A 25,642-nucleotide genomic window follows, 5' to 3' on the forward strand; every position below is an offset into this window, starting at 1 on the left:
GAGATGATTCATGAGCCGTATCGTTACCGTCGCCGCCACGCAGATGGCCTGTTCGTGGGACTTGGAAGCCAACCTCGAAACCGCTGAAAGACTGGTCCGCGAAGCCGCCGCCAAAGGCGCGCAGATCATCCTCATCCAGGAACTGTTCGAGGCGCCGTACTTTTGCCAGAAGCCGAATCCGGATTACCTGCAACTGGCTACGACCGTTGAAGAAAACGTCGCCATCAAGCATTTCCAGAAAATCGCCAAAGAGCTGCAAGTGGTACTGCCGATCAGCTTCTACGAACTGGCCGGGCGTGCACGCTTCAACAGCATCGCGATCATCGACGCTGACGGCAGCAACCTCGGGATTTATCGTAAAAGCCATATCCCCGACGGCCCGGGCTATCACGAAAAGTATTACTTCAACCCGGGCGACACCGGCTTCAAGGTGTGGAACACCCGTTACGCGAAAATCGGCGTCGGCATCTGTTGGGACCAGTGGTTTCCGGAAGCGGCGCGCAGCATGGCCCTGCAAGGCGCGGAGATTCTCTTTTATCCAACCGCGATCGGCAGCGAGCCGCATGACAAGACCATCTCTTCACGCGATCACTGGCAGCGGGTGCAGCAGGGCCATGCCGGCGCCAACCTGATGCCGCTGATTGCCAGTAACCGGATTGGCAATGAAGAGCAGGACGGCTACGACATCACCTTCTACGGCTCTTCTTTCATCGCCAACCAATTCGGCGAAAAAGTGCAGGAGCTGAATAAAACCGAAGAAGGTATTCTTGTGCACACGTTCAACCTCGACGAGCTGGAACACATTCGCAGCGCGTGGGGTTCATTCCGCGACCGCCGGCCGAATCTGTACGGCGCGTTGAAAACCCTCGACGGTTCCCTGGAGTCCTGATGACCACATTGAAAAGTACCCCACGCGCCGATGGCTTCTACATGCCGGCCGAGTGGGCGCCGCAAACCCAGACCTGGATGATCTGGCCGGAGCGCCCGGACAACTGGCGTCTGGGCGGCAAACCGGCGCAGGCTGCGCACGCCGCGGTGGCCAAGGCCATCGCCCGTTTCGAACCGGTGACCGTTGCGGTCTCCGCCGGCCAATACGAAAACGCCCGCGCGCGCCTCGATGTGCCGAATATCCGCGTGGTGGAAATGTCCAGTGACGACGCCTGGGTTCGCGACAGCGGCCCGACCTTCGTCATCAACAACCGTGGCGAAGTGCGCGGCGTGAACTGGGATTTCAACGCTTGGGGCGGTTTCGATGGCGGTCTGTATGCGCCGTGGAACCGTGATTCGCAGGTCGGCGGCAAGATCCTCGAGATCGAACGCAGCCCGCGCTACCGCACCGAAGGTTTCGTGCTCGAAGGCGGTTCGATTCATGTCGATGGCGAAGGCACGCTGATCACCACCGAAGAATGCCTGCTCAACCGCAATCGCAACCCGCACCTGAGCCGCGAAGAAATCGAAGCGGTGCTCAGCGACAACCTGTCCGTGGACAAGATCATCTGGCTGCCGGATGGCTTGTTCAACGATGAAACCGACGGCCATGTGGATAACTTCTGTTGCTACGTGCGCCCGGGCGAAGTGCTGCTGGCATGGACCGACGATCCGCAGGATCCGAACTACCCACGCTGTCAGGCCGCGATGCAAGTGCTGCAAAGCAGCACCGATGCCAAGGGCCGCCCGTTCACGGTGCATAAAATGCCGATTCCGGGGCCGCTGTACGCGACCGAAGAAGAGTGTGCCGGCGTCGATGCGGTGGACGGTTCGCAAGAGCGCAATCCGTCCGTGCGCCTGGCCGGTTCCTACGTGAACTTCCTGATCGTCAACGGCGGCATCATCGCGCCGAGCTTCGACGACCCGATGGATGCCCCGGCCAGGGAAATCCTGCAGAAGTTGTTTCCGCATCATGAAGTAGTGATGGTGCCGGGCCGCGAACTGTTACTGGGTGGCGGCAATATTCACTGCCTTACCCAACAGCAGCCAGCGCCGCACAAAGAGTGAGTTGAGTCGTAACAGCTTGAGTTGTTTAGCAAAACAGCGAGGCAATGATTAGCTCGCTACGCATGAAAGCAAGCCCGCAGCCCGTCAGGACCGCGGGCTTGTTTGTATCCTCCGGTCGACAATCGGCGCTCCTTGGCATAGCTCTTGTATTGCTCCTGCTGCACTAGGGAGAGAGGGGAACTTCAACAGTTCTGTCACAAAGCTTGGATAACGTAGCCGCTCATGAATGGGAGAGAGCGCTGAAATGAACGCCGAAGTGAACGTAATCAGCGAGCGGACTGTGCATCCCATGGCCGTCAACGGCGAATCGCTCCAGCTTGTCGCGCACTGGTTGAAGTCCAATGGAACGCGTCAGATCAGGGAACCTGATCCGCGCCGGATGATGATCGAGCGTTACCCCGCTGGCCTGTTCAGCGAGGCCGAGCTGGAAGCCTTGTGGGATGTGATGGAAGGATAAGAACAATAGGGATTGGTAAAAGCGCTGCCGGGATGGTGGCGCTTGTTTTGCCTGATTTTTATCCACAGGTATACAAAGGTGGGAGCGAGCCTGCTCGCGAAGACGTCAGCCCTGCCAATGACTTCATCGAATGATCCACCGATTTCGCGAGCAGGCTCGCCCCTACAATTCAGAACTCCCTGCTTAACCTCATTTTTCTGCAATAGCCCAGCAAGAAAATTACGTTTCTTAGACGTTTTTCGCCTATTTAAAGACGATTCTTGAAATTGACACACTGTTCAGGGCGCGGCTACGATTCGGCCCAACGCCTGTGGCTAACCGCCATGACTCAAAACAAGGAGCAGGCCCGCCATGACGGTCTCGCTGGCGGGTCTTTTTGTTTCGGGGTGAATACAAGAGTGCAAAAGCGCCGTTTCAGCCGTTCGACACAGCGCGTTTCAACCCGTAATAAGGAAAACAAAATGTTGAACAAGCGAATCAGTCTGATCGCACTGGGGATGTTGAGTGCTACACAGGCCATGGCTAACGACCAGGCCGAATCCAAGGGTTTCGTTGAAGACAGCAGCCTGAAAGTGCTGCTGCGCAACGCCTACATCAATCGTGATTACAAAGACGGTAACAAGGACAAGGCCGAATGGGGCCAAGCGGCCATCGGTACGTTCTCGTCGGGCTTCACTCAAGGCACCGTCGGTGTCGGCGTGGACGCTTTCGGTCTGTACGCATTGCGCCTGGACGGCGGAAAGGGCCGTAGCGGCGCCGGCGGCATCGACTTCTTCAAGCAGGAAAATGATGGTCGCGCGAACCACGACATCGCCAAGGGCGGTGCTGCGGTCAAGTTCCGTGTGTCCAACACCGTACTGACCTACGGCGACCAAATGCCGGCCCTGCCGGTGCTGAGCTACGACAACGTGCGTCTGCTGCCGGAAAGCTATACCGGTACCTTGGTCACTTCCCGTGAAATCCAAGGCCTGGAATTGAACGCCGGTCGTTTCACCGCCGAATCGCGCAAGAGCGATGAGGGCCGTGACAGCGGCGGTCTGAAGTCGATCAACGTGTTGGGCGGCAGCTATCAGTTCACCGAACACTTCAAAGGCGCGCTGTACGCCTCCGACGTTGAAGACGTCTTGAAGAAACAGTACGTGAACGCCAACTACGTGATTCCGTTCAACAAGGATCAGTCCCTGACCCTGGATTTCAACGGCTATCGCACCAAGCTGGACAGCTCGTACGTGCGCGAAAACACCGTGCCGGGCGAAAGCATCGTCACCGGTCGCGACAACAAGATCTGGAGCCTGGCAGCCACCTTCGCCACCGGCCCGCACTCGTTCACCGTGGCGCACCAGCGTTCCACTGGCGACAGCAACCTGGGTTATGCCTACGGCGGCTATCAGAAAGATCAGGGTCGTGTCGGCGACGGTGGTAACTCTATCTACCTGGCCAACTCCTACTGGTCTGACTTCAACGCCGAAGACGAACGCAGCTGGCAGCTGGGTTATGGCCTGGACTTTGGTTCGTTCGGCGTTCCAGGTCTGAGCTACAACTTCGCTTACGTGCGCGGCGACAACATCACCACGTCTACCAGCGAAGGCGGCACCGAGCGCGAAATCTTCAACCAGTTCAAGTACGTCGTGCAAAGTGGCCCGGCCAAAGACCTGAGCGTGAAGTTGCGCAGTTCGATCCTGCGCGTGTCGCAGAAATCCAGCGAGTACAACGTCAGCGGTAACGAGTTGCGCGTATTCGTGGACTACCCAATCAATATCTTCTGATGATCGATCCTTTGTAAGAGAAATGAGAAAACCCCGATTCGATCGGGGTTTTTTTTCGACGGTTTTTCAGTGAAAACCGGAAATAACCGGTGTTCTTGTCATGTAAAAGTCGTTTTTCAAGGGCTGCAGATTCCGTTTCAAGCAGAGCTTCAAATGCCTGAAATTCTTTCTCATGGACGCAAATTCTCCACCCAATAGATTAGGGCGTTCAACGCAGCGGAGAATTTGGTAATGATCGTTTTGAACAGAGAAGTGGGCGAATCGCTACGGCGCGACAAGTTTGTCAACGTCCAGGGTGGTGACTTCAATCTCTACGGTCATTTTGCCGACTTCGTCAGACTGACCAAAAGTTGGGAAAACATGGAGCCTGACAGCTACTACGGTCAGGCCGAAGCCGGCATGCGTTACCGTCGTTACAGCGACTTTGAATACAACCCGAAAACCCGCGAGCTCAAGCAACTGGAGCATCGCCCCTATGTGCAATCGAAAGAGAACAACGCTTACGTCGGTGGCGTGGTGCGGCACTTTCAAGACTTTTCCGAGGAAGTGATCTCTTCACCGGTGATGCGCAGCCTGATCGACACTGATTTCGAAGTGTACAAAAGTGTGCTGCCGGAAGAGTTGCACGATGAAATCTGGCAGTGCCAGATCCATCAGATCCGCATCGAAATCAAACCCGGTAAACAGTTGGAAATCACCCCTGAAGGTATTCACTGCGACGGCTATCCGTTCAGCGGCGTGCACTTCTGGGGGCGCAATAACGTCGAGGGTGCGGAGAGCCGTTTGTACGACACCCACAAGCAACAACTGGCGGCGACCACCTACGAGGAAATTCTCGACACCACCTACTTCCTCGATCGCGACATGCGCCACTACGTGACCCCGGCGCGCAATACCCACACCCATGCCATGGCGTACCGGCAGATTCTGGCGATTTCCTTCTCGCGGCCCGGGACCGCTTTCGACATTGTTCGCTAATCAGATCACCCCAATCGACGGCGTCGAATGCTCGACGCCGGTGGTACTGCGCCGCGCCACCGCCAAGGATGCGCAACGCATGGAGCGCTTCTTCCGCCAGTTCGACGAAGTGTCGTTCTGCGAATGGCAGGACGCCAAGTGCCTGCGCGGCGTGTTGATCCAGAAAACCACCACGGCGTATCTGGCTTTCGATGTGGATGGCGAGATCGTCGGCGCGGTGCTCGGCGGCATGCTCGGCAGTCGCGGCACGATCAACCATCTGGCCGTAAGCCCGCGTTACCGCAGTCAGGGCGTTGGCCAGCGTTTGGTCGAAGCAGCGTCGTCCGACATGAAACGGGTCGGGGTGTTGCGGATGTTTCTGTTCGTCGACGATGCTAACCTCGCGGGCAAGCGATTCTGGACCGCCCAGGGTTTTTGCGAGCCTCACGGCGAACGAACATTTGAGAGGGATCTATGAATGAAAGGTCCGGCAGCGCGCCGCTGATGGCGACTCATCAGCCGTCGCGCACGTTTGCCGAAGCCAGCCCGGTGGTCGCCGGGTATTTCACTGTGTCGTTTGTCTTCGGGCTGATGGCGGTCAACGCCGGCCTGCCGATGTGGCTGCCGGTGGCGATGTGCTTGTTCGTCTATGCCGGCGCATCGCAATTCGCCGCGCTGGCGCTGATCTCCAGCGGTGCGTCGCTGACCACCATTGTGCTGACCACTTTCCTGATCAATGCGCGGCACATGCTGATGTCGGTGTACATGGCCAAGGCCCTGCGTGCATTGGGCTTGAGCCGCATGGAGCGTTGGGCTTACGCCGGTGGCCTGACCGATGAGTCCTTCGCCTTTCATAGCGTCAAGCTCGGCACGGGCGCGCCGGTCAACGTGCGCTACCTGATCGGCTTCAACCTGTTTTGCCACACCTCGTGGGTGCTCGGCGGTTTGCTTGGCGCGGTCTGCGCGCAGTACGCGGCGCACTTGATCAAATATCAGCTCGATTATGCGCTGACGGCGATGATGCTTTACGTGCTGGTCTCGCTGTGCAACACGCGCAACAAACTGATTGCCGCAGCTGCTGCCGTGGTCTGCATGGGTGCGCTGAGCCTGATCGGCAGTTCGCCCTTCAACGTATTTATCGCGACGTTTGTGGGCTGCGGAGTGGGTGTATGCCTGACCAAACGTTCCTGATTCTGGTGGTGGTGCTGATGATGGCGGTGACCTTCCTGCCGCGCGCCTTGCCGCTGCAGATCAACACCGAACACTGGCCGCCGTTCGTGGCGCGCGCACTGGAATATCTGCCGGTGGCGATCGTCGCTGCGATCAGCCTCACGCCCCTGTTGATCAAGGACCGGCAGATTCAGCTCGATCGCCCGGAATTCTATGCCGCGATTCCGACGTTGCTATGTGCGTATTTCAGCAAAAACCTCTTTCTCAGTGTGGCGGTGGGGACGGCTGCGTACATTGCGCTCGGCTCGTTCATGTAGCGCCAGATCAACGACATCGTTCAGCGCCTGGTGGGACAACTCCGGATTGTTCACCGCCAGGCGCACTTCGAGGAAATCCTCGAAACCGGGGAAAATCGTCAGACCGTTCTTCTGAGCCGCTTCACGCGAGACCATACCCACCGCGTCCATCTGAGTGATCAACGACAGCGTCAGGGTTTCGCTGCAGGAATAAACCATACGCTGGCCGTTCTCGTGATTGCCCAGCCCGGCGTCGAGAAAACGCAAAAAGCTGTGGGAATACGGACAATCTTCCGCAGGACGCACCTGAAACTTGTTGCCCAGCAAAGTCAGCGGATCGTTCTCCTGACCGCAATGCGCACCGACCACCTGCACCTGCACCTCCGGCAGCACGATACTCGGCAGCCCCGGCCGCTGCGGGCCGATCAGCACGGCAAGGTCGAAATCTTCGTTCTTCAGCTTGCTGAGGTTTTCCATCGACTCGGCGTAGCTGAATTCCATCTGGTAGTCGGGAAACACCTCGATCAGCCGTCCGATCATGCGCCGGTTGAAGTCAGGCGACAGGGTGTTGTTCAACGCCACCTTCAACGTCCGCTGACCGGGTACCTTCAGCGCCTCGACCTTTTCTTCCATCTGTCGAGTGGCGATCAGCACTTTGTCGATGTAGGGCGTGAGCTCCGTGCCTTGTGGCGTCAGCGTCAGGCCCTTGTTGGAACGGCGAAACAAGCGGAAACCGAACTGCTCTTCGACCTTGTTCAACTGTGCGGCCAACGCCTGCACGGTCAGGCACGAATGCTCGGCTGCGGCCGACAACGAGCCGGTCTGCACGATGCGCATGAGGTTGCGTAAGGTTCTGCTATCCATGGGTAATGCCCTCTGAAGTGGGCTGGGTATTGTTGTTTACGAAACGACCGAAACGGCGCCATATGCCGGCTATATTCCTGCACCTGAGCATAGTTGTCGCGGATTTAGTAGCGAATTGATTTCCCCGCCGATGGCTGGAGGCTGACAGAGGATCGGGGTTTTTGGTGAAGTGGGGGTGATGAAGGTCAAAAAATTGCGTGGTTTTGGTGCGCGGGGAGATTCTTTCGAAGAGAAACAGCTTACATCTCCCTAGCTTTTTGCCCGCGTCATACGCAGATAGGTCTCGGGTAAAGTAACGATTTAGCTGATAGCGCCCAACAGTCAAAGAGTTGAAATGGATGTCTGGCATGCGAGCCATGGTGGTAGATAACCACCTATCAACTTCGCGTTGACCGACCAAAATCACTCCGAACACAATGCAGAGGTAGCGCTGATGTAGCTACAAAACCACGATGAGGTAATTGAAATGGCTGCACTACTGAAAACTACCGATGTGCGCTGCCGCATTGATGAGGATTTGAAAGCGCGTGCCACTGAAGTCTTGAACGCTTGCGGGCTGAGCATTAGTGACGCCATGCGACTTTTTCTGCGACAGGTTGTTGCTACTCAGGGGCTTCCCTTCGAGGTGCGAGTTCCATCGGAAAAGACGGCCCGCGCAATGATGGAAGCACGAGAAATCCGTCAGCGTTTCGACTCGATAGACGACATGCTGAGGAATGCTGATGGCGAAACAGGAGAAAACACAAAAACGCGCTGATCGACCTAAACAGTGTGCACAGACTTCTGAATTCAAGAAGTCTTGGGATCGTTATAACCGTGCCGGAAAGCGAGATATGAACGACGTTCGGAAGGTGATGGCAATGTTGTTCCTGGGGCAGCAGTTACCGGCAGAATATCTGGATCATGCGCTGACTGGAGTTGGTCTGGATTCCGCGAGTGTCATATTGGTGGCGATTTTCTGATGGTTTACTAGAACACACGTCCAGACCTGATCACGTTCGTGGATTTAGGGAGTCATTCAGAACTGTTTCAATAGCGCAGAAATACATAAGCCGGCTTAACTCGGGCTTCTTTGCGTTTGATTGTTACGATTCGTTCGTTTGTGTATCAAAACACTAAAAAATTACAGTTATGTACTAGTCTTCAGCTAAGACAAAAAATCAGGAGGCGTCTATGCCTACCTCATCCCCAGTTCTCACCCCACACGAACAACTCGACGCCCCCGAAGCCGGCCGCGTTGCGTTGAAGTTCTTCTTCAGCCTCATGGAGCATTGGGGCTGTAGCGCTGAGCAACAACGCACCCTGCTCGGTGGAGTCGGCAACACCACATTCTATAAATACAAACACCTGCCAAACATACGCCTGCCCCACGACACCCTTGAGCGCATCTCTTATCTGATGGGCATCCACAAGGCGTTGAGCATCATCTTCAGCAATAGCCGCGAGCGCACCTACCAGTGGGTCAGCAGCCCGAACACCGCGGCACCGTTCAATGGCAAAACCGCGCTTGATTACATGCTGGCGGGCCGGGTGGTCGATATCGCGGATGTGCGCCGCTACCTCGACGGAGTCCGCGGTTGAAAACTCCGCAGCTGGTCGATGTGCCATGGCCACGCGCGTATCGCATCGTCAACAGCAGCTTCCCGCCGATCGCGCTGTTCGAAGACGTCCTCGACCCCGAAGACCTTGAAGTTGCCTACGCCATCGAAGCGTTAACCAATGATCGGCTGGTCGAACAGGCCGGCGTCCTTGCCCGCGTACGTCCCGAAGATCGCCTGTCCGGCCCCGGTTCCAGCCCGGTGATGGCCGCGTTCACTCACGTCGGCAAACGCAGCCGTTTCAGTGACGGCACCTTCGGCGTCTATTACGCCGCCAGCAGCCAGAGTGCGGCCATCGCTGAAACCTGTTTTCATCAGGAACGTTTCCTGGCGGCAACACAGGAAGCTGATCTCGAACTGACCATGCGCACTTACGTCAATCAGGTGGTCAAACCGCTGCACGATGTTCGCCATGGCTTTGATCATCTGCATCAGCCTGATCCTGAGGCCTATGGCCCATCACAGCTGTTCGCGCGGCAACTGCGCGACGCCGAGTCGTGGGGCTTGCTCTATAGCAGCGTGCGGTTGCCTGGGCATGAATGCGTTGCGGCGTTTCGTCCGCCGGCGGTATCGATTCCGAAGCAGGGCAAGCACTTGCGCTATGTCTGGAGCGCAAGTGAGGGCAGAATTTCGTTTGTGTTCGAGGTCAGTCAGGTCTGAATTATCGCTTTGACTTCGTCGAGTGTTTTGCCCGGAATGACGCTGGAAGGAATTCGCGAAGAGGGCGACAAGTTGTAAACGGCAAACTCTTTGCCGACGACTTTGTCGGACATGAGTTTCAGAGATGGAAGTATTCTGGAGTGGAAATGCTGATCCAGGCCGCACGGCGAGATAGAACTTCCATCAGTCTCGTAAAAGCGCCCGGCCGACTGGTTCATGTCCGCTCCCACCAAAATCACCTTTGAAAAGCCTGCGTGATAGGCAAGTTGGAGTGCGAGATACAAGACTGTGCGGGCATCAAAAAAACCATGGGCCAGGTTTTTGCTGAACCCGATACTGCGGTTTCGACTACCCCAAACAGCGCGATTACGTACCAGATCCTGGTTGTTGCGCAGTAGCCATTCAGTGAAGGTTGGTTTGGGCGCTTTCTTGAGCAAATAGAGATCACCTGTCGGCTCAACAATCAGTTCCTGAGCCTGGTTAGCCCACACAGCTACACGCTGACTAGTGCGCATCGCATAGGCAAACAGTTCAGGTTGTTGTAGCGAAAAACTGGTATCGGTGCATGCGTAGAAAAACGGCTTTATGCCTGTTCCCATGAACATGGATATCGCACCGTTCACCGTAATCATCGGGATGTCGGCAAACTGTTCGATGGGAAAATCTTTCGCGGAGCTGCCCGAAACGATGATGAATGCAGCGCCGTGAGCGATATTTCGGCAGTCAGCAAAGTCCCTGACGTGGAGGGGACGTGGGGAGGCATTTGGCGTTCTTGATGTCGAGTTCATCGATGGTCTCTAGGTCCATGTCATGCATTCAGTCCGTTGTGCTGACGTGATGAAGCGAGATGACTCTTCCACAGCGCCGCGCTTTGTAAGTGAGTGTTGCGCTCGGCGTTAGTTCCAGTTGGCTGCTGGGCAGCCGATGCGTTGGCCAAGAACGCTCCAGTGGCTGGCGGGTTATCTGGATAGATCCAGGAGGGAAGACGGGCATGTTTTCGGCAGGCCTGAAACGCAAAAAGCCCTCGCATCAACGAGGGCTTCATATGAAGGTTTACATCAATGGTTTGTCTGGCGGCGCATCCATTACTTTCACCACATCATCGATCAGTGCCTTGCTTGGCTCGTGCAGATACTGCGAGGCATAAGCATGAAGATGAGGATCGCGCGCGACTGAAACAACAAATTTCCCAAGGCATGCTCCATGCATTTCGTCTGTCCCTACTAACGTTTATGGTGTGGCTGGTGATGTCGTGCCTGGTAGTGGAGGTATGCGCAAGGTGCGCTGCACTTGCAGCGGCATGGTAAGCGAGGCGGTATACGCATCATTTATTACAACACGCTTGCTGAAGGCCCGATTTGGTTGCTCATTGCCTACACCAAGGCAAAGCTCGACAACTTGCCCGTAGCCTTCCTCAAGCAACTGAAGGAGGAAATCAGCGATGGTCGATGAACTGGAGCAATTCCAGCAGGACTTGCTGGAATCTGTACGTCAGATGAAAGCCGGAAAGGCCGCGCGCGTAAAACAGGTGCCGCTCTCTGCGGCAGCAGAAGCACGCGCCAAGGTGGGGGTTTCACAAACTGCGTTCGCCAAACTGATCGGTGTCAGTCTGCGGACCTTGCAGGATTAGGAGCAGGGGCGCAGGCAGCCGACGGGTGCAGCGCAGACTCTCTTGCGGGTGGCAAGTCAGCATCCTGAGGCGTTGCGGGATTTGCATATTGCTTGATACAACTAAGGCCTTTGGCCTGACCTCTGCAATACGAAACGAAGCCCCTGCATTTTTGCAGGGCTTCGTTTTGTATGGCGTCAGCACTAAAATCGTAAAAAATGAATTCAGGTTGCGACTCTGTCATTTTTTGAAAAACGTGGTCTGTCCTCAATTCTGTTTCTCCGCGCAATGGCAAAAGAACAAGACCTCTGGCTTCCTCTTCCCCAAACACCATTGCGATTGCCGTTTCCAGTTATCTGGAAATCCCATAAGTTTCAAATCACCCGGTTCCCTCTGGTCCATTATTTCGGCCAAGTGAAATTTCCACTGGCTGTCTGGACTGATCAAATCGGTTAAATACGCCAGCATCGTTAGCACTATAAATAGCCGCTGCTTGGGTTGAGGCCGATCGCCAGGCGCATTTTGGATGACCCATTCTTTTGGTAAGGATGGTCGAATCGAGAGCTCTCTGTTCCATAGCCGTGAGTGGTGGGCGCAGCAGTTTCGAATGAAGGTCAGAGTGTGGAGCCAGGAGGCCAGTACTTCGAAGGGGAGATTGAATCTGCTCGCGATCGCTTTCTTGTCGACGCTTTTGCCTATGGCATTGAACATCGTGGATACCGTCCCAAGGCTAAGCTCTTCCAGAACAGCCCAGGCGGGCGGCAACTCGGGATGGGAATAGGTTGATCCGTAGAATCGAAAATAGTTATCGCGCATGCGATTTTCAATTCGCTGCTGCTGGACCTGATCAGCTCGGCTGCTCTTTTTTATACGATCAATCTCACGTTCCAGTTTGTTGCGCTCCTTGCCCAGTTGATCGCGCAGGGGCCGCAATAAATCGCCGTGTGAATATGAAGAAGAGAAGATTGACGCGTCAGCTATCCAGTCAGGCCCGTACTTAGGGCACATGTGATTGCTGATAGCCGCTCGTATGGCGACTTCGACACGTTCGATAGCATCCATGGTTATGCGTCGCAACGAGCCATCGAAGCGGTAGATGTCGACGACTGCTTTCAGAGTGCTACCAGGTTTGAATGTGTGTTCAGGGTTTGTTTCCTGAAAAGGGCGCATGTAGGGGCTCAAGCGAAACAGCGTGACCACTTCCAGGAAACGCATGGCGCGCTCGTCATTTGCGACTTGCAGGCCTCGTTGCTTTAGCAGTTCCAATTGCTGTTCTACGCTGAGGGCCGGCTTGTCGAAGGGCCTCATGTAGTTTTCTCCAGGCCAAAAAAAACCCGCACGATTTGAGCTTGCTGACTGGGTCAACCTAGGCTTGGCGGGTGTGTTGGGGTGCATTATAGGTAGGTGCAAGAGCCCTTCAATGTTGGGCTGATGTGAAATTGTAACGGGTCCAGGCGCGCGGGCAGAGTAGGGGGCTGCTGGTTGAGATAAGGCGTCGTTGGTTTTGTCGCAGCGATGCGGACCTCCTAGTGGGCTCCAAACGCCAGAAACAACAAAGCCCCTGCATTTCTGCAGGGGCTTTATTTTGTATGGTGCCGGCACCAGGAGTCGAACCCGGGACCTACTGATTACAAGTCAGTTGCTCTACCAACTGAGCTATACCGGCGTGTGGGCGACGATTATAGCGATTGGGTTGATCCTGTAAACCCCTGAATTCAGACTATTTTTGCATTCCCGGAAAATGAGGCCCTGCGTAAATTTATACGCAGCTTTTTGTACCTCACCTGCAGTGAGGCATTTATGCAGGGCGGACAGTTGAGTTTGGGCTTTCGGGACCCTGAAGTTACTCACTCGGCTTGCCCAATATTCGTCGGTTATGTCGTTTTGATTGGCACCTTATGCACAACTGAGGGGCGCTAGGACTGCTTGGGCGAGGTTTTGTGAAGCCATTCTCATCTTGTTCGCAAATCCCTGTTTTACCGGTTTTTATTTATGTGAACAAAAAATGACCAGTGTTGTTAAGGCGACGAAACAGGCGCAGATATTGGATCCACGGAAAATCCATCAACAGAGTTATCCACAGGCTGTGATGTTTTCAGCGCGTTCGGCGAGCAGCAGTAAGTTACGCGGTGTAAGTGAGGTATCGCAGAAGGTCCCGAGGCGTACGAAGTATCCCTGTTCTGCGAGGAAAAGCGCTCGATCCAGATTCAGCCAGAGCTCAAGCGGTCGTCGGAACAATCCGCGAAGCAATTCCAGGTTGCGCACTTCGGCCAACCGCTGCCAACCGGCGGCTTCGAGTGTCGACCAATCTGGCGAGCCGACTGTGGATAACTCCTTCAGCGCTGCTAGATCGAGACAATAGTCCGCAAACGGTTTATCCAGCCAGGCGCTGGGCAGGGAGGGCGTTGGAAGGTAGTCATCGACGCCGCGCACTTGCCGTTGCAGCAGGTCGAAAGCCAGGCGACGAGCCATCGAGGTGTCGCGCTGACGTCGGACGCGAGCACCGGCGGTGACGGTTTCGCTCATCGGCAACGCCAGATCTTCCAGCGACAGCTTTAGGAGCGATGCCGATCCTGCGCAGGACAAGGCCTGATATTCGTTGCGACTGATGCGGTTGTAGCAGCAGGGCGCAATCGCCATTTGCTGGCAACCTGCGGCACTGGCCAGTTGCATCAAGCGCACATGCAGATCACCGCACGCGTGGAGGGCGATGGGTGTGTGCGCGGCGTTCAATACGGCTGGGGCATCCGCCGCGAGTACATCCTGTTCGACATGCAGGGCGTTCAAGTGATGACGCTGACTCAAGGCCTGACCGCTGGCGACCAATAAAGGATCGTATTCAACGCAAGTCAATTGTTGCCCGGCACCCAACAGGCGGCGTCCCAGATGCCCTTTGCCGGAGCACCGGTCCAGCCAATGCGTCGGCTGCGAGGCGAAAGACAAGCGACTGGCAAACGCTTCAATCTGCTGCCACTTACGACCCGGCACATCGACATTCAAGCGATGCCCGGCAGCCTCAAGCGCATGCCCCGACAACTCACCGACCGCACTCAGCTCAGCCGACAACTTCGCCAATGAAGCGAACGGCTCCGGCGCTTCAACAAGATCAGCAGGATGGTTGTGCGTGCGTTCTGCATCTTCCAGCGACCGCCCGCGTAGCCACGCAGACACCTCGGGATAAGACGCTTCCCAGGCAAGCGAAAGGTGGGTGAACGGCCGAGGTTTCCACAGCGCCTGATGCTTAATCAAAAAAGCATCCAGCGCGGTGAAGCGGGCGAGTAGGGCCTCGCCCGTCAGCACGTGGGACGTTTCAGCGGCCTTGGCAGGCATCGACGCGCAGCCAGCGTTCCAGCAGCTTGAAGCCGCGAACCAGCACGTAAGCCATGACCAGATAGAACACGCCGGCGGCAAAGAAAATTTCCACCGGCAGATAGGTGCGCGCAATGATCGTGCGCGCCATGCCGGTCAGTTCCAGCAGGGTCACGGTGCTGGCCAGGGCGCTGGCTTTGAGCATCAGGATCACTTCGTTGCTGTAGGCCGGCAGGCCGATGCGCGCGGCGCGGGGCAGGATGATGTAGAACATCGCTTTCGGCCTGGACATGCCCAAGGCCCGCGCGGCTTCGATTTCTCCCGGCGGAATTGCCTGAATGGCACCGCGCAGAATCTCGGCGATGTACGCCGCCGTGTGCAAGGTCATGGTCACGGTCGCACACCAGAACGGATCGCGCAGGTATGGCCACAACGCGCTTTCACGTACTGCGTCGAACTGCGCCAGGCCGTAATAGACCAGGAACAGCTGCACCAGCAACGGCGTGCCGCGGAAAAAGAAGATGTAGGCGTAAGGCAGCGAGCGCACGTACCAGCGCTTCGAAGAGCGCGCGATGCCCAGCGGAATGGCGAGCAGCAGGCCGGCAATGACCGCGATGGCGACCAGTTCCAGCGTCAGGGTCGCGCCCTGTGCCAGTTTTGGCAGCCACTTGATGATGACTTCCCAGTTCATTGCGCGCTCCTCGCAAAGCCGCGAGCGGCGCGTTTTTCCAGCAAGTGCATGCCGGTCATCGCCAGCACTGTCAGGCCGAGGTACATGATTGCCGCGACCATATAGAAGGTGAATGGTTGTTTCGACACGGTCACGCCAATCTGCGCGTGACGCATGATTTCTTCCAGGCCGATGACCGATACCAACGCGGTGTCCTTCATCAGGATCATGAACAGGTTGCCCAGGCCCGGCAGGGCGATGCGCCACATCTGCGGCATGATCAGCCGGGTAAAAATCCGCCATTTCGACAGGCCCAGGGCCTGGCCGGCCTCACGGTGACCTTTGGGAATGGCCAGCAGGGCGCCGCGAAACACTTCCGTGGCGTACGCGCCGAAGCACAGGCCCAGTGCGATGACACCGGCGGCAAACGCGTTGAGTTGCAGGTCGGGATTGCCGAAGTACTCACCGAGGGCGCGCATCAGGTTGACCGTACCGAAGTAGATCAACAGCACCCAGAGCAATTCCGGGACGCCGCGTACCAGCGTCGAATAAGTGCCGCCAAGCCATTGCAGCGGCTTGTACGGGGAGGTCTTGGCCAAGGCGCCGAGCAGGCCGAGCACCAGGCCCAGGCACAGGGCGGTGAGGGCCAGTTGGACGGTCATCAGCGCGCCAGCGGCGAGCGCCGGGCCGAATCCGTAGAGGTCGATAATCATGGGTTTCTGTTCAAATTGCGGCAGGCAAAGTCGGGAGCCGGTGCCGCTTGATCACGGCGCCGGTCCCACAGGTCAGATCAATAGATACTGAACGGGAAGTACTTGTCGTTGATTTTCTTGTAGGTACCGTCAGCGACGATTTCCTTCAGGGCTGCGTTCAGCTTGTTGCGCAGCTCGTTGTCACCCTTGCGCACGGCGATGCCGATCTTGTCGCTTTCCACCACCGGGTCGCCCTTGAACTCGTAGTTCTTGCCGGCGTCGGTTTTCAGCCAGTCATAGTTGGCGTACTTGTCGGCGAGGATCGCGTCGACACGACCGGAGGTCAGGTCGAGGTAGGCGTTTTCCTGGGTGTCGTAGAGGCTGACCTTGATGTCGTCACCGTAGGTGTCTTCCAGCCAGGTGCCGGCCAGCGTTGCGCGCTGGGTGCCGATGGTCTTGCCCTTGAGCGAGTCCTTGTCGGTTTTGAAATCGACATTTTTCGGCGCGATGAACTGCAATTTGTTCGAGTAGTACGGGTCGGTAAAGTCCACCGCGGCTTTGCGCTCTTCGGTGATAGACAGCGAGGAAATCAGGAAGTCGAACTTCTTCGCGTTCAGCGCCGGAATGATGCCGTCCCAGTCAGAGGTGACGACGGAGCATTCGGCTTTCATCTTCGCGCACAGGGCGTCGCCGATTTCCTTGTCGAAGCCGACCACTTGGCCGCTCGCGTCTTTATTGTTGAACGGCGGGTAGGCCGCTTCGATGCCCATCTTCAGGGTTTCAGCCATGGCACCGGCGCTGAACGCGAGGGTGACGGCGGCGGCCAGGAAGACCTTTTTGAAGTTCTGCATGCATGTTGCTCCGTTAGCGGTTGCTGGACATGAATTGTTTGCAGCGCGCCGAAAGCGGGTTGTCGAACACCTGCTGTGGCGATCCTTGCTCTTCTATAAGGCCCTGATGAAGGAACACCACTTCGCTGGAGACCTGGCGGGCGAAGCCCATTTCGTGGGTCACGAGCAGCATGGTGCGGCCTTCTTCGGCCAATGCGCGGATGACACTAAGTACTTCCTGAACCATTTCCGGGTCAAGCGCGGAGGTGGGTTCGTCGAACAGGATCACCTTCGGCTGCATTGCCAGCGTGCGGGCGATGGCGGCGCGTTGTTGCTGACCACCGGACAATTGCGCCGGGTAGGCGTGGCGCTTGTCAGCGATGCCGACCTTGGCCAGCAACGCTTCGGCGACTTCGATGGCCTCGGCCTTGCTCTGGCCGAGCACGCGGCGCGGGGCCTCGATGACGTTGTCGAGCACGCTCATGTGCGGCCACAGATTAAAGTTTTGAAATACAAAACCAATCTCCGAGCGCAGGCGGTTGATCTGCTTGCCGTCGGCGGCGACCAGTTCGCCGTTCTTCGCGGCCTTGAGCTTGAGTTCTTCACCGGCCACCAGGATCTGGCCCTGGTGCGGGTTTTCCAGCAGGTTGATGCAGCGCAGGAACGTGGACTTGCCGGAACCGGAAGAGCCGAGGATCGAGATCACGTCGCCGTCGCGGGCGGTCAGCGAGATGCCTTTGAGCACCTCAAGCTGTCCGTAGCGTTTGTGCAAGTTGCGGATTTCAAGCGCGGGCGTGGCCTCAGCCATGTGCGTTCCTCATATATGTTGCGCTCCTGCTGTTGGCGGGCCTTCCTGGCGAGGCGGCCAAGCTAGCATAGCGTTTCAATGGCAGCCAACAGCGCTACGAGCGGTAAACGGGTGGCATGTGGCGGGTTGTCGCATCGGCGCAGCAGACTGTCGCCCCTTCAACAACCTAACGGGTGTTTGATCATGCAAACCCGTGGGTGCCGCGTAAAAAAAGGCGCGATGTTGCCAGCTTTGGCGGGGTGTTGGAAGCGCTATCCGGCCGAACGTTCCTTATTCGCCCTTTTTCTGTGCGCCGCACACTTTTTCTGTGTGTTTCTGGTGCGCTGATTCGTCTTGAAAGTGAGTCGCCGGGTAACGTTCTGGCGAATAGCCATTAAACTCAATGACTTGCATCGGATGCCGGAGCCCCCGGCACTCAAGGACTTGAAACATTTTGGCGCAAATATTGCGTGCAGAATAAGGAACAGGCCGTTGGATTCTTTTTACGAGAAAGAATTTTCAGACGCGCCGGACGCACTCGCTTTCCTTGCAAAGGTAGTCTCTATGAGCAGTACCCCAAGCTCCACTGGCCTCGAACAGGGGCTCAAACCGCGTCATGTGACCATGTTGTCGATCGCCGGGGTGATCGGCGCCGGTCTGTTCGTCGGCTCCGGCCACGCCATTGCTGCCGCCGGCCCGGCCGTGCTGCTGGCCTACGCCGCTGCCGGCACTCTGGTGGTGCTGGTGATGCGCATGCTCGGCGAAATGGCCGTAGCCTCGCCGGACACCGGTTCGTTCTCGACATATGCCGACCGCGCGATCGGTCACTGGGCCGGTTTCACCATCGGCTGGTTGTACTGGTGGTTCTGGGTGCTGGTGATTCCGCTGGAAGCCAACGCCGCCGCGACCATCCTGCACGCGTGGTTCCCGGGCGTGGACATCTGGGCTTTCGCTTTGGTCATCACCATGCTGCTGACCGTGACCAACCTGTTCAGCGTGAAGAACTACGGCGAGTTCGAGTTCTGGTTCGCCCTGATCAAGGTGCTGGCGATCATCGGCTTCATCGGCCTCGGCCTTGCGGCGATTTTTGGCTTCCTGCCGACCAGCCAGGTCAGCGGTGTGTCGCATCTGTTCGACAGTGGCGGCTTCCTGCCCAACGGCATGGGCGCTGTGCTGGGCGCGATCCTGACCACCATGTTCTCGTTCATGGGCACCGAGATCGTCACCATCGCGGCGGCGGAATCGAAGGACCCAGGCAAGCAGATCTCCAAGGCGACCAACTCGGTGATCTGGCGAATCGGCTTGTTCTATCTGGTTTCGATTTTCATCGTGGTGGCGCTGGTGCCGTGGAACGATCCTACCCTGGCCAACCTCGGTTCCTACCAGACCGTACTTGAGCGCATGGGCATTCCCAACGCGAAGATGATCGTCGACATCGTCGTACTGGTGGCGGTGACCAGTTGCCTGAACTCGGCGCTGTACACCTCGTCGCGCATGCTGTTCTCCCTCGGCAAGCGCGGCGACGCCCCAGCCATGTCGACCCGCACCAACAAAAGCGGCACGCCTTACTGGGCAGTGATGTTGTCGACCGGCGCAGCGTTCCTCTGCACCTTCGCCAACTATGTGGCTCCGGCCGCGGTGTTTGAATTCCTCCTGGCCAGCTCCGGCGCCATCGCCCTGCTGGTGTATCTGGTGATCGCGTTCTCGCAACTGCGTATGCGTAAACAGCGCATGGCCCGCGGCGAGAAGATTGTCTTCAGCATGTGGCTGTTCCCGGGTCTGACCTGGGCGGTGATCATCTTCATCGTCGCCGCGCTGACCATCATGCTGTTCCAGGAAGCCCACCGCGTGGAAATCCTCGCCACCGGCCTGCTGAGCCTGATGGTGGTGGCTGCCGGTCTGCTGGTGTCGCGCCGGCGCAAGCTGGAAAAGCGCGGTGCGGTGGTGTTGAACTGATTTTTAACGCGTAATGCAAAACGGCCGCTGTCAGGGATGACTAGCGGCCGTTTTTGTTTCTGAGCTTTTCAATCAGGTTAAACCCAGTCCTCGATTCGCAAACCGGAAACGCGTTCAAACTCCCGTACGTTGTTCGTCACTACAATGAGTCCAAGTGACCGCGCGTGGCCAGCGATCATTTGGTCGTATGGCCCGATCGGCGTTCCAGCCTTCGCAAGTTCAGATCGAACCATCCCGGCCTGTGCGGCTGCGTCGTTATCGAAAGGCAAGACATCCAGTCTCGCGACAAACCCTTCGACAATCGCCAGATTCTTCTCCGGGACCGCTGACTTTTCAGCACCGTAAATAAGCTCCATGAGCGTGATAGCGCTGATGCACAACTGCCCGGAATGTCGATTGAAGGCTTCCCGGACAATTTGTGGTTTGTTCTTGATGGTGAAGATGCAGATGTTTGTATCCAGCATGTATTTGATCATCAGAACGACTCGCGCTCCTGATCAGTGGGTTGCTCACGGTCAGCCATGAAATCAGGGCTGACGCTGTCGCCATCAAACCAGCTATCCCAGCATTCTCCAGCAGGCGTAATGACGCGTGTTCTGCCAATCGCGATAACTTCCACGCGTTTAACGTCGCCGGGCATCGCAACTGCCTTTGGCAGGCGGACTGCCTGACTTCTATTGCTCATGAAAATTGTGGTCTGCTCCATATCCGACCTCCGGGCCTGATCCTGTGATTGGTTCAGGATAGGTTGTGCTGGGGATATGTCAACGGGATATACATTGTCATTGGGCAAAGAGTGCTAGGCCATCCAAACAAAAAAACGGCCGCTGTCAGGGGTGACTAGCGGCCGTTTTGGTTTCTGAGCAGGGCTTATTCGCTCTTGTCTTCCTGGGTGTCTACCGACTTCCCATAAGCATCCAGCGCCACCCCGAAATCCGTAATGAACTGCGGCTCGCTCAGCCAGGCCTGGGCCTGTTCGATGGTCATGCCGTCGGCCCACATGCGGTAGTCGATGAGCATGTCGGCGGCGAGGTGGGTGGCGGCCATGCCTTCGTTGTCGGCGTTTTCCATGTCGAGCAGTTCAGGATGGTCGACGATGATGAAGGCCAGTTCGCGCAGCAGGGTCAGCAGCATTTCGTCGCGACTGACCGCTTCGGCTTCACGCATTTTGCTGAACATCGCCAGGGTGTATTCCGGGATCGGCTCGGCGAGGTGGCCGAGGTCTTCGTCCTGATCCAGCGGTTTGCGCCCGACCATGCGGATCTGCTTGGCCTTGGCCTTGGCGCGTTTGGCGCGTTTCTGTTGCTTGTTCAGGGATGCCATGGGAGCTCAGTTCTTCTGTTGGGTTTGTGCAGCGATCGCGTCGGATGCCGCTACATAGTCAGCCTGGAAGGCCGGGGATTCGATCCACGCCAGTGCGCCAGCCTCGTCGGTTTCCTGCGACCACTGGCGATACTCGATCAGCGCGGCGAGGATGAAATCCATCGCGCCTTCTTCGCCTTCCTGCTCATAGACCAGTTCCAGCAGCGGGTCTTCGAGGAACGCGGTGCACATGGCTTGCTGGCTGATCTTCTCGGCGTCGATCATTTTCTTGAACAGTTCGGTCAGGTCCACCGATTCGAAATCGATGCGGTCGTCGTTCGGGTCCAGCTCGACCGGCGCTTCGGCGCGCTTGGTGCGGTTCTGCTTGGCCTTGGCTTTGGCCCGGGTGGCGCGTTTTTGCTGCTTGTTGGCGGAGGCCATGATGTGTTCCGTCGTGCGTGGAGAAGGGCTCAGCTGCGCGGGACTTGCCGCCCGGGTGTGTCGGGGGCCAGTGCGCCGGTCTGCAGCCAGGTCAGAGCGATGGGCCATAGTGTGGCTTGGTATGCGCTGCGAAAAAAGCCGAAATGTCCGACTTGTCGTTCGCCGATGTCCTGCGGCTCGATGCGCAGGTGAGTTTTTGCCGCGTTGCTGAAATAGCCGAGCAGGCGTTCGATCGCCGGGATCGTACCGTATGGGTCGTCGCTGAGGCTGATGGCGAGGGTCTGCGCGCGGACGTTGGCGAAAGGCAGGGCGCCCGCCTTTTTCATCAGAGCACGACCGCTTGGACGATCCTCGTAACGCGCGGTGGGTGTGCTCCAGTCGCGGACTACACCGGTGGGCGTGTCCTCCAGCCAGCCGAGCCGCTTGCCTGGAAAATAACCGCAGAGCAGCGCCATCAAAGGCATGACCACATGCCACTTGCCGAACATCCGCCAGCGGTGTTCGGGGGCGTAATCGCGCCAGTAGGCGAACTGCGCACCGACGGTTACCAGCCGTCGGATTACCTTGCCGGATGCGGCGAGACCGGCCGCGCAACCACCGAAGCTGTGGCCAACCACATCGATTGGCTGACCGGGAAACTCCTGCTGCGCGCGTTTGAGCATCGCTTCGAAATCCAGCACGCCCCAGTCGGTCCACGAGGTACGCAGCCCTTTGATCGATTCGCTGCGTGATTCGCCGATGCCCCGGTAGTCGTAGGTCATCACGTCGAAGCCGTGGCTGAACAGATAGGCCGCGAACCGTGAATAGTGCCGACAGCGCACCGAGGTGGCGGCGTTGATGATGACCACCGGGCGCTGAGGATTGGGCGAACTGTGGCGCCAGGTGAAGCCGCCGAGTGCGTAGCCGTCGGCTGCGGTTTCCTTGAAGGGCGTGGCTTTAGTTACAGTCAAAGCTGCTTGGCTCAACTCTGGGGCGCCCACATCGGATGTCTGCTGACAGCTCATGGCGCTTGACCTCGGCGGTTAGGTGCCAACCATAGTCGCCGCGCTGATCAAGAACAATCCGGCCGGTTCATTCACTGGATTGAATGAGCATGCGTTCTTCGATCAACGCCTGTTCGCGGTTGAGTTCAGCACGTAACTCTTCTTCGCTCGGCAGTATCGTCTTGTAGCTGCTGGCGAACAGTTGCTCATTGCCTTTGAGCATGGAATAGCGCGCCACCGAGTCATTGCTTTCCGCGCTCAGAATGATACCGACGGTTGGCTTGTCACCTTCGCTGCGCTTGAGCTCGTCGTACATGCGCACATACATGTCCATCTGCCCGACATCGCGGGCGCTGAGCTTGCCGCGTTTCAGGTCGATGATCACGAAGCACTTGAGCAGGTAGTTGTAGAACACCAGATCGATATAGAGGTCGACGCCGTCAGTGCTGATGCGTTGTTGGCGGGCGACAAAGGAAAAGCCTTTGCCAAGTTCAAGCAGAAAGCTTTGCAAGTGGTCGATGAGTGCTTGTTCGAGTCCGCTTTCCCTGACTTTGCCTGCCGAGGGCAGGCCGAGGAATTCGAGCATGACCGGATCGCGAATGAATTCCCGCGGATTGCATTTCATCGCGTCGATGTTGGTCGTGGCTTCCTCGACCACCTCGGCTTTGTCCGGACTCATCAGCAGGCGCTCGTAGTAGAGCGTCAGGATCTGACGATCAAGGGCGCGGCTTGACCAGTTGAGGTCGGCGCATTCGTTCATGTACCACAGGCGCGCTTTCTCGCTTTCGACCCGCAGTAGCCGGCGGTAGTGGGTCCAGCTCAATTCGGGACGCAGTGCGTCTCGAATTGGAAATTTTTGATAAAACAGGCGCATCTTCCACAAATTGGTTTCATCAAACCCTTTCCCGAATTGCCCGGTCAGATCCTTAGCCAGTAGGCCAATCAATTTTTTCCCATATCCCGCACGTTGGGCTCCCTGTTGTTCAAACTCGACGATATGCCGGCCGATTTGCCAACAGGTCTGCACCTGGATCGTATCGACCGCGCGCAGCACTTTTTGCCGCGCCTGGCGAATCAGTTCGCCCAGTTCGCCCAGCAGTGAATCGATTTTATGGTCTTGCGTATCAGCAGGTTTGAGCTGGCTCATCGGGTCTTCCGCATTCTGGAAACAGAGACGCAAGCATGCCGGGGAAGGCGGCGCAGGTATGTCGGGCGAACCTGCGAGTTCGGAAGGAAGGGCGGGACAGGCGTTGCAGGACTTTGCCACCGGAAGGCGCGTAACAAGGTAAATGTCCGTAGTCCATTTCGTACTTTTTGCCCAGTCAATCGCCGCAGAGTTGGCGGCGCTGCGGTGAGCGATCTGGTGTTGCGCTGGAATGAAAGGAACAGGCAGGTAAGAGGCTGCTTCAAAAAAGCACCCCAGCTTCATCATCGCGAGCGCTTGCCCTTCGGCCTCTGCTCACGCACCCGCCCTTTGCGATAAACCCACAGCCCGAACACACCGATGGCCAACATGAACGCGGTCCAGAAGCTCTGCCAAAGGAACTCGAACCAGTATCGCCGAGGTTGCAGTGCCAAGGTGTAGGTGCTGCGCGGTCCGCGATTGTTGGTGGTGATGGAACCGCTGACCCAGCTCTCGATAAGCATGTAGATCGACAGACACACGGCAAAGGCGATCAGCACCCCAGCGAGCACGGTAAGCCAGAACGTCCAGCGGCTCGGGCGATACGGCGGGGGATGCGGCAAACGAATACGGGTTTTTTTCTGATTCATAAGCGAGGCTCGCGTGAGCCGGTCAGGAAACTGCCGGCTCTTGCAGTTGCTCAGTCGGCATCTGCCGCAGGCTCGTCGGTCGAGTGGCAAGGTGCGCAGACTCGGCAATCACCTTGAGTATGCCGATCACCGCCGGGGTCAGCGCGGTGCCGAGGCAGATGCGCACGCCTGTGGAAGCCTGGCCGTCAGCGAAAAAGATCCCACTGCCAGCGACGTGGCAACCGCGCTCCGTGGCCAGTTGCTGCAATGCCGGCATGTCGGTGTTTGCGGGCATTTCGATCCAGTGGATGAAGCCACCGCGCGGTGGGACGTAGAGGGTCCCGGCCGGGAAATCCGTGCGCACCAGCGCTTCGACGAAACTCGCCAGCGAAGACAGTTGCGACCTCAATCTGGCGCAGTGCTCGTCCATGTAGCCACGGCCGATGAATTCATTGAGAACATTTTGCGCCAGGCTGGAAACGGCCAGGTTGCGCGAAAACATCTGCGCGAGGATGGCATTGCGGTATTTGCCGGCCAGACACCAGCCGACGCGATAACCCGGCGCGATGGTTTTAGAAAAGGACGAGCAGTAGATCGTCTGGCCGCTGCTGTCGTAGCTCTTGAGGGCGCGCGGCCGATCAGCTTCGGGCACCAGGTCGAAGAAGATGTCGTCTTCGATGATCGGCACATCCGCTTCGCGGGCGATCCGTGAAAGTCGGGCGCGCGCTTCGTCGGGCATGATGAAGCCACGCGGATTCTGCAGCGTCGGGTTGAGAAATATCACCGCGACTTTTTTCTGTTTCAGCGCTTCTTCCAGATGATCGACATCCAGGCCCGTGCGGCCGTGGGTGCGGATCGGCAAGGCGCGCATGCCCAGGCGTTCGATGGTCTGCAGAATGCCGTAATAAGTCGGGGTTTCGATGGCGACTGTAGCGCCTTTCGACGCGACGGCTTCGAGGGCCAGTTCCAGAGCGATGGTGTCGCCCGAGGTCACCAGAATATCGTCCGGCCCGCAGACTACACCGCGGGTCAGCATCAGCCCGGCGATGCGCCGTCGCAGCGCTGGCAGGCCGGGTGGCGCGACCAGACCGCTCAGCGCGTTGTCAGTCCTGGCGGCCAGCACCGAGAGGCATTTGTTGAGCAACACGTTGGGCGTGAGATCGCTGTGCAGAACCGCCGAATTCAGCGATGCGGTGGTGCGCGAGGCCGCTTCGGAGAGCATCGCGACCACCGCGTGATTGACGTTGACGGTGACACTGGAAAAGTCGAAGGCGCCGGACGGTTTTGCCCGCCCTGACGCCGAGACGAAGTAGCCGACGCGGGGCACGGTCGAGACGTAGGCATCAGCCTCGAGATCGGCCAGCGCCCGCTGCACCGTGGTGATGCTGGTCTCGAACATTCGCGCCAGAACGCGGATTGACGGCAGTTTCGCTTCGGCCGCCAGGTCACCGCTGTCGATCTGGCGAATAATCCAGTCCTTGACTATCCGCCAGCGCTTGTCCGGCAAATCAAACCTGTCCATAAGTTCTCTGTGATGATTCGAAACAA

General features: G+C 57.5%; 29 protein-coding genes, 1 tRNA gene and 3 pseudogenes. 15 read left to right on the forward strand and 18 right to left on the reverse strand.

Going from position 1 to position 25,642, the window contains the following annotated elements; all coding sequences use genetic code 11:
• Window positions 1–10 precede the first annotated feature (10 nt).
• From aguB to PS14A_RS00750, 8 genes are all read left to right on the forward strand, one after another.
• Window positions 11–889, forward strand: a complete 879-nt coding sequence (aguB, locus tag PS14A_RS00715; RefSeq protein WP_130910040.1) for an N-carbamoylputrescine amidase — start codon at window positions 11–13, stop codon at window positions 887–889.
• Complete coding sequence (aguA, locus tag PS14A_RS00720; RefSeq protein WP_212615059.1) at window positions 889–1,995, forward strand: agmatine deiminase; 1,107 nt, start codon at window positions 889–891, stop codon at window positions 1,993–1,995. Before aguB ends, aguA begins: the two co-directional genes overlap by 1 nt.
• 244 nt (window positions 1,996–2,239) lie before the next feature.
• Window positions 2,240–2,452 (forward strand): hypothetical protein, encoded by a 213-nt coding sequence (locus PS14A_RS00725; protein ID WP_056787152.1) that lies wholly within the window; start codon window positions 2,240–2,242, stop codon window positions 2,450–2,452.
• Window positions 2,453–2,913: 461 nt separating this feature from the next.
• Window positions 2,914–4,218: an OprD family porin gene (locus PS14A_RS00730; protein WP_212615060.1), complete on the forward strand. Its 1,305-nt coding sequence runs from the start codon at window positions 2,914–2,916 to the stop codon at window positions 4,216–4,218.
• Between the two features lie 231 nt (window positions 4,219–4,449).
• The gene (locus PS14A_RS00735) at window positions 4,450–5,196 is read left to right on the forward strand and encodes a 2OG-Fe dioxygenase family protein (protein WP_130912516.1); all 747 of its coding nucleotides are present in this window, start codon (window positions 4,450–4,452) and stop codon (window positions 5,194–5,196) included.
• Between the two features lie 79 nt (window positions 5,197–5,275).
• Complete coding sequence (locus PS14A_RS00740; protein WP_042608609.1) at window positions 5,276–5,653, forward strand: GNAT family N-acetyltransferase; 378 nt, start codon at window positions 5,276–5,278, stop codon at window positions 5,651–5,653.
• The gene (locus tag PS14A_RS00745; protein WP_016772152.1) at window positions 5,650–6,366 is read left to right on the forward strand and encodes an AzlC family ABC transporter permease; all 717 of its coding nucleotides are present in this window, start codon (window positions 5,650–5,652) and stop codon (window positions 6,364–6,366) included. The genes PS14A_RS00740 and PS14A_RS00745 overlap by 4 nt, the downstream gene beginning before the upstream one ends.
• Window positions 6,345–6,662 carry an AzlD domain-containing protein gene (locus PS14A_RS00750; protein ID WP_024011198.1) on the forward strand — a complete coding sequence of 106 codons (318 nt, stop codon included), beginning with the start codon at window positions 6,345–6,347 and terminating at the stop codon, window positions 6,660–6,662. The genes PS14A_RS00745 and PS14A_RS00750 overlap by 22 nt, the downstream gene beginning before the upstream one ends.
• Here the strand turns inward: PS14A_RS00750 and PS14A_RS00755 are convergent.
• The gene (locus PS14A_RS00755; RefSeq protein WP_130909669.1) at window positions 6,579–7,505 is read right to left on the reverse strand and encodes a LysR family transcriptional regulator; all 927 of its coding nucleotides are present in this window, start codon (window positions 7,503–7,505) and stop codon (window positions 6,579–6,581) included. The genes PS14A_RS00750 and PS14A_RS00755 overlap by 84 nt on opposite strands.
• A gap of 466 nt (window positions 7,506–7,971) precedes the next feature.
• Here PS14A_RS00755 and PS14A_RS00760 point away from each other — a divergent pair, with 466 nt between their 5' ends.
• The 4 genes and pseudogenes from PS14A_RS00760 to PS14A_RS00775 all read left to right on the forward strand — a co-directional run bounded on the left by PS14A_RS00760 (window position 7,972) and on the right by PS14A_RS00775 (window position 9,763).
• Window positions 7,972–8,262, forward strand: coding sequence for a type II toxin-antitoxin system RelB/DinJ family antitoxin (locus PS14A_RS00760; RefSeq protein ID WP_125917396.1), 291 nt, complete (start codon window positions 7,972–7,974; stop codon window positions 8,260–8,262).
• A pseudogene (locus tag PS14A_RS00765) lies at window positions 8,228–8,541 on the forward strand (type II toxin-antitoxin system YafQ family toxin). Before PS14A_RS00760 ends, PS14A_RS00765 begins: the two are co-directional and overlap by 35 nt.
• A gap of 137 nt (window positions 8,542–8,678) precedes the next feature.
• Window positions 8,679–9,086, forward strand: a complete 408-nt coding sequence (locus PS14A_RS00770) for an MbcA/ParS/Xre antitoxin family protein (RefSeq protein ID WP_137215079.1) — start codon at window positions 8,679–8,681, stop codon at window positions 9,084–9,086.
• Window positions 9,083–9,763, forward strand: a complete 681-nt coding sequence (locus PS14A_RS00775; protein ID WP_212615061.1) for an RES family NAD+ phosphorylase — start codon at window positions 9,083–9,085, stop codon at window positions 9,761–9,763. The genes PS14A_RS00770 and PS14A_RS00775 overlap by 4 nt, the downstream gene beginning before the upstream one ends.
• On the opposite strand, the gene PS14A_RS00780 is transcribed toward PS14A_RS00775, so the two are convergent.
• On the reverse strand, window positions 9,754–10,551 hold the full coding sequence (locus PS14A_RS00780) for a lipopolysaccharide biosynthesis protein (RefSeq protein WP_212615062.1): 798 nt from the start codon (window positions 10,549–10,551) through the stop codon (window positions 9,754–9,756). The two genes, PS14A_RS00775 and PS14A_RS00780, sit on opposite strands and share 10 nt — an antisense overlap.
• 265 nt (window positions 10,552–10,816) lie before the next feature.
• Window positions 10,817–10,972, reverse strand: coding sequence for a DUF3077 domain-containing protein (locus PS14A_RS00785; RefSeq protein ID WP_241662872.1), 156 nt, complete (start codon window positions 10,970–10,972; stop codon window positions 10,817–10,819).
• Window positions 10,973–11,000: 28 nt separating this feature from the next.
• On the opposite strand from PS14A_RS00785, the pseudogene PS14A_RS26775 reads away from it, so the two are divergent.
• A pseudogene (locus PS14A_RS26775) lies at window positions 11,001–11,215 on the forward strand (transcriptional regulator); the annotation flags it as partial.
• Window positions 11,205–11,489 (forward strand): annotated as a pseudogene (locus PS14A_RS00790) (helix-turn-helix domain-containing protein). The pseudogenes PS14A_RS26775 and PS14A_RS00790, both read left to right, overlap by 11 nt.
• 150 nt (window positions 11,490–11,639) lie before the next feature.
• On the opposite strand, the gene PS14A_RS00795 reads toward PS14A_RS00790, so the two are convergent.
• The 7 genes from PS14A_RS00795 to PS14A_RS00825 all read right to left on the reverse strand — a co-directional run bounded on the left by PS14A_RS00795 (window position 11,640) and on the right by PS14A_RS00825 (window position 17,681).
• Window positions 11,640–12,680 carry an Abi family protein gene (locus PS14A_RS00795; protein ID WP_212615063.1) on the reverse strand — a complete coding sequence of 347 codons (1,041 nt, stop codon included), beginning with the start codon at window positions 12,678–12,680 and terminating at the stop codon, window positions 11,640–11,642.
• 282 nt (window positions 12,681–12,962) lie between these two features.
• Window positions 12,963–13,038, reverse strand: a tRNA-Thr gene (locus PS14A_RS00800).
• Between the two features lie 407 nt (window positions 13,039–13,445).
• Window positions 13,446–14,702 (reverse strand): methyltransferase, encoded by a 1,257-nt coding sequence (locus PS14A_RS00805; protein ID WP_212615064.1) that lies wholly within the window; start codon window positions 14,700–14,702, stop codon window positions 13,446–13,448.
• Window positions 14,683–15,372: an ABC transporter permease gene (locus tag PS14A_RS00810; RefSeq protein ID WP_016772145.1), complete on the reverse strand. Its 690-nt coding sequence runs from the start codon at window positions 15,370–15,372 to the stop codon at window positions 14,683–14,685. Before PS14A_RS00810 ends, PS14A_RS00805 begins: the two co-directional genes overlap by 20 nt.
• Window positions 15,369–16,064, reverse strand: a complete 696-nt coding sequence (locus PS14A_RS00815) for an ABC transporter permease (protein ID WP_016772144.1) — start codon at window positions 16,062–16,064, stop codon at window positions 15,369–15,371. The genes PS14A_RS00810 and PS14A_RS00815 overlap by 4 nt, the downstream gene beginning before the upstream one ends.
• 77 nt (window positions 16,065–16,141) lie before the next feature.
• On the reverse strand, window positions 16,142–16,894 hold the full coding sequence (locus tag PS14A_RS00820) for an ABC transporter substrate-binding protein (RefSeq protein WP_042608621.1): 753 nt from the start codon (window positions 16,892–16,894) through the stop codon (window positions 16,142–16,144).
• A 13-nt stretch (window positions 16,895–16,907) separates the two neighbouring features.
• On the reverse strand, window positions 16,908–17,681 hold the full coding sequence (locus PS14A_RS00825; RefSeq protein WP_024011209.1) for an ABC transporter ATP-binding protein: 774 nt from the start codon (window positions 17,679–17,681) through the stop codon (window positions 16,908–16,910).
• 543 nt (window positions 17,682–18,224) lie between these two features.
• On the opposite strand from PS14A_RS00825, the gene gabP reads away from it, so the two are divergent.
• Complete coding sequence (gene gabP / locus PS14A_RS00830; RefSeq protein ID WP_016772141.1) at window positions 18,225–19,616, forward strand: GABA permease; 1,392 nt, start codon at window positions 18,225–18,227, stop codon at window positions 19,614–19,616.
• Between the two features lie 77 nt (window positions 19,617–19,693).
• Here gabP and vapC read toward each other — a convergent pair whose 3' ends face one another.
• The 8 genes from vapC to PS14A_RS00870 form a co-directional block, all read right to left on the reverse strand.
• On the reverse strand, window positions 19,694–20,092 hold the full coding sequence (vapC, locus tag PS14A_RS00835; RefSeq protein ID WP_039756566.1) for a tRNA(fMet)-specific endonuclease VapC: 399 nt from the start codon (window positions 20,090–20,092) through the stop codon (window positions 19,694–19,696).
• The gene (gene vapB, locus PS14A_RS00840) at window positions 20,092–20,322 is read right to left on the reverse strand and encodes a type II toxin-antitoxin system VapB family antitoxin (protein WP_137215090.1); all 231 of its coding nucleotides are present in this window, start codon (window positions 20,320–20,322) and stop codon (window positions 20,092–20,094) included. The genes vapC and vapB overlap by 1 nt, the downstream gene beginning before the upstream one ends.
• Window positions 20,323–20,486: 164 nt before the next feature.
• Window positions 20,487–20,939, reverse strand: a complete 453-nt coding sequence (locus PS14A_RS00845) for a hypothetical protein (RefSeq protein WP_212615065.1) — start codon at window positions 20,937–20,939, stop codon at window positions 20,487–20,489.
• Window positions 20,940–20,945: 6 nt separating this feature from the next.
• On the reverse strand, window positions 20,946–21,359 hold the full coding sequence (locus PS14A_RS00850; protein ID WP_016772137.1) for a hypothetical protein: 414 nt from the start codon (window positions 21,357–21,359) through the stop codon (window positions 20,946–20,948).
• A 29-nt stretch (window positions 21,360–21,388) separates the two neighbouring features.
• The gene (locus tag PS14A_RS00855) at window positions 21,389–22,309 is read right to left on the reverse strand and encodes an alpha/beta fold hydrolase (protein WP_249121120.1); all 921 of its coding nucleotides are present in this window, start codon (window positions 22,307–22,309) and stop codon (window positions 21,389–21,391) included.
• 121 nt (window positions 22,310–22,430) lie between these two features.
• Window positions 22,431–23,489 (reverse strand): PDDEXK nuclease domain-containing protein, encoded by a 1,059-nt coding sequence (locus PS14A_RS00860; protein ID WP_122611110.1) that lies wholly within the window; start codon window positions 23,487–23,489, stop codon window positions 22,431–22,433.
• 281 nt (window positions 23,490–23,770) lie between these two features.
• The gene (locus PS14A_RS00865) at window positions 23,771–24,115 is read right to left on the reverse strand and encodes a hypothetical protein (RefSeq protein ID WP_212615067.1); all 345 of its coding nucleotides are present in this window, start codon (window positions 24,113–24,115) and stop codon (window positions 23,771–23,773) included.
• A 22-nt stretch (window positions 24,116–24,137) separates the two neighbouring features.
• Window positions 24,138–25,616: a PLP-dependent aminotransferase family protein gene (locus tag PS14A_RS00870; protein WP_212615068.1), complete on the reverse strand. Its 1,479-nt coding sequence runs from the start codon at window positions 25,614–25,616 to the stop codon at window positions 24,138–24,140.
• Between the last annotated feature and the right edge of the window lie 26 nt (window positions 25,617–25,642).

Source organism: Pseudomonas sp. 14A, from assembly GCF_018132745.1.
GTDB classification, from domain to species: Bacteria; Pseudomonadota; Gammaproteobacteria; order Pseudomonadales; family Pseudomonadaceae; genus Aquipseudomonas; species Aquipseudomonas mercuritolerans.